This window comes from Phyllobacterium sp. (assembly GCF_037994405.1).
GTDB lineage: Bacteria > Pseudomonadota > Alphaproteobacteria > Rhizobiales > Rhizobiaceae > Phyllobacterium.
Window position 1 is genome coordinate 1 of record NZ_JBBNAN010000460.1, and the last position, 2,841, is coordinate 2,841.

Here is a 2,841-nt window from a genome sequence, read left to right on the forward strand (position 1 = left end):
ATACGCCTCGGCACCATGCCCTGCCTCTTGAGCAGCCGCATCAGCAAACGTCTGGCAGCCTTGGTATTGCGGCGAACCTGCACGATTTCGTCAAGAACATAGCCATCTTGATCGACAGCCCGCCACAACCAGCATCTCCTGCCATTGATCCGAACTGCAACCTCGTCGAGATACCAGACATCACTCCCGGAAGGTGGCTTTCGGAGAATGCGTCGGGCATAGTTGGGGCCATGTTTTCTACCCCATCGGCGGATGGTCTCGTAGGATACAGCGATCCCGCGTTCCAGTAGCATTTCCTCAACGTGGCGCAGGCTGAGCGGAAACCGGTAATAGAGCCAGACAGCACGGGCGATGATTTCTGGCGGGAAACGGTGGTTCTTGTAATTGGCGATGGGCTGGTTCATGCCGAACCGTCTATCAACAATCTATTAAGCCAAAAACAATGTGACAGAGCCCGTTTCGCTGTTCTCCGCCCTCCGCAATCTCTTCGTTCCAGATCACTCAAAACCTTCTGCCAACCAAATTAGCAATCACAGACTGCAAGCCATGGCTCAGTGGAAAGCTGTCAGTGGCCAGATCGTCTGAGACCGTCAGCACCGGCCTTGGCGCGTCCGTCCTTCAAACAAAGTGACATCGCCGCAGGCCGTTTAACTTGCTTGAATAGCGCCTCGGCAGCAGCCATTGGATTTACCGGTCGGGGGCGCATTTGCTATTGAACTCTTGTCCTCATTGCGCTTCATATCTCTGGCGCGGTTGCGCCGCAGAAGTCGGAGGTGCCCGCAACCGATGGCGAGCTTCATACCAGCGGTCAACAACCATCTTACGCCTGACCGTGTTTCTCTGGCCGACATTGGTGCGACATCGGCTGTTTAGTTCGACTGGCCGGTCACACCCGGTCATCAACCCTTGGCGTGCAATTAGTGAATACCCGAGAGTTGCTGTCACTGGGTCGATCACAAAGGATCAGCGGGGTAACCTTGCCAGCGGACGTACAACCGGACAGTACCATCAAAACCAAGGCAGTAATTATCCGACTCATCGATTATCCTTTTTTGCGTTACTCGATGCCCCGTGCTACGAGATTTTGCGCGTCGCCTATTGTCCGCTCGCTCGACAACTCTCTCCACTCTGCACAAATTCGATCTCCACTCCGTTCATTGCGCTCGAATTCGCGATCGGAACGTCCCTGTCATGACGGACGGATGATGACACTTGGAAATGTGTTCACACGGCGCGTTCCCCTCGCCCGTGCACGAATGTAACTCGATTCCGATCAAGGATGGGGCGGCCGACAGTACGAACGCCGTCGCCGTTATCGCGAGCCTCATCCAGCCGCGTCGGTGCGGATTACCACCAATCGGTCAGCACCCGATTCAGGCAGCCAAACCTCTCTGTCCCGGCCGTTTATCTGGCGGACATTCGCTCCTTCCGTCGACTTCGGATACGTGGTGAACTTCTCTGTCTCCGGATCGAAGGCGTGGATGGCATTCCCCCCGAAATCGGAGAGCCAGACAATGTCACGCCCGTCCACATAGACCGCATAGACGCGTGGATCGTCGCCGGGCACCCGCCAAGCATCCCAGCTCTTCGCACGCGGATCATACATCGACACCTGTCCCGAGTTCCATTCCGAAATCCAGAGCCGTCCCTGGCTGTCCGACCAGACGCGGCGCGCACCCTGGTTCCTGGTTGGGGGCTCGATCAACTGTGCTTCACCGCTTTTGTGGTCGATTCTTGCGAGATAGCTGCCGGCCAGCGACACGAAATAGACGTCTCCGTTTGGGGTTGCGGTAATGCCGTAGGGACCGCGGCCCTCGGGAGCCTGCAAAATCCGCAAGTCGCCCGTCGCGGGATCGAGTCTTCCGTATATCCCGCTCTGCCCGGTGAACCATAGGATGCCGCTTCCATCGAAGGCCGCGGTATTGAGATTGGCGTAGCCGGTGTCCTCAGGAAGCGTCCAGACCGTTGTCTTCTCGGTGTTCGGGTCGAAACGCACAATGGCGTTGAGCCCGCCGTCGGTGATCCACGCCGCGCCATCCGGACCCCGGATGATGCCATGCGGCCTGGAGCCTTCGCCAAGCGGGACCTGGCGAACCTTACCCGTGTCGGGATCAAGGATGCCGAGCGCTCCCTGATGCTGGGCGGTATACCAAACATCGCCGTTAGGCGCGGGCGCGACGTCGTGGGGGTGCGCACCCTGCGGGAGGTCGTAAACCTGACGTTCCTCGGAGACAGCCGAAAGTGCGATAAGGCTGGCGGCGACGAGAGTGACGAAGCGGACGAGGCGGTACATGAAAAACCTCCAGGCGGCAGCTTTGCCCAACATGGTACAACTTTATTCCGGCTGCGCCAATTAGGAGAGCATAAAGTTCTGTGGGGCGGTTTAGTGCGGAGGTTCTCTGAACAGGTCGGCAATACGCTGGGGATAAGACTGCTCGCGCGGGCACAGCCCCACAGTGTCTTATGCTCTCCCATTGGAACCGAAGAATTCCTGGTGGCTCAGTCACAACTCCTACCCAGGAGAGCGGCTTCCGGCGAATTTTTCGAATTGCAGTCCTATTGTGGGACGAAACCGCCCGCCTGAGGCGGAAGCGGCTCGGTCATGCGTGTCGCTTCCGCCCGGCAATGTCTGCGCGCTTCTCAAGGACCCTCATCCAGCCTACTCTGTGCCGATCAGTGGGCAAATGGGTCGCTGATCTGGGAAATGACGGCCAAAGACTCAAAGAATTCGCCCATTGGCCAACACTTAGCAGGATAACAGGAGGTAATGATGGATCTCAAGGACAGGCGCCTCTGGTACGGCGTAGCCGTGATCGTGGTATTGATCGTGATTGCCTATGC

1 protein-coding gene and 2 pseudogenes are annotated in these 2,841 nt (G+C 57.7%); 1 reads left to right on the forward strand and 2 read right to left on the reverse strand.

Going from position 1 to position 2,841, the window contains the following annotated elements; all coding sequences use genetic code 11:
• Positions 1-379 (reverse strand): annotated as a pseudogene (locus AAAC48_RS25525) (IS6 family transposase); the annotation flags it as partial.
• Between the two features lie 77 nt (positions 380-456).
• Between AAAC48_RS25525 and AAAC48_RS25530 the strand changes: the two are divergent.
• Positions 457-585 (forward strand): annotated as a pseudogene (locus tag AAAC48_RS25530) (IS6 family transposase); the annotation flags it as partial.
• Positions 586-1,324: 739 nt separating this feature from the next.
• Here the strand turns inward: AAAC48_RS25530 and AAAC48_RS25535 are convergent.
• Positions 1,325-2,293: a lyase gene (locus tag AAAC48_RS25535; protein WP_340656888.1), complete on the reverse strand. Its 969-nt coding sequence runs from the start codon at positions 2,291-2,293 to the stop codon at positions 1,325-1,327.
• Positions 2,294-2,841 lie beyond the last annotated feature (548 nt).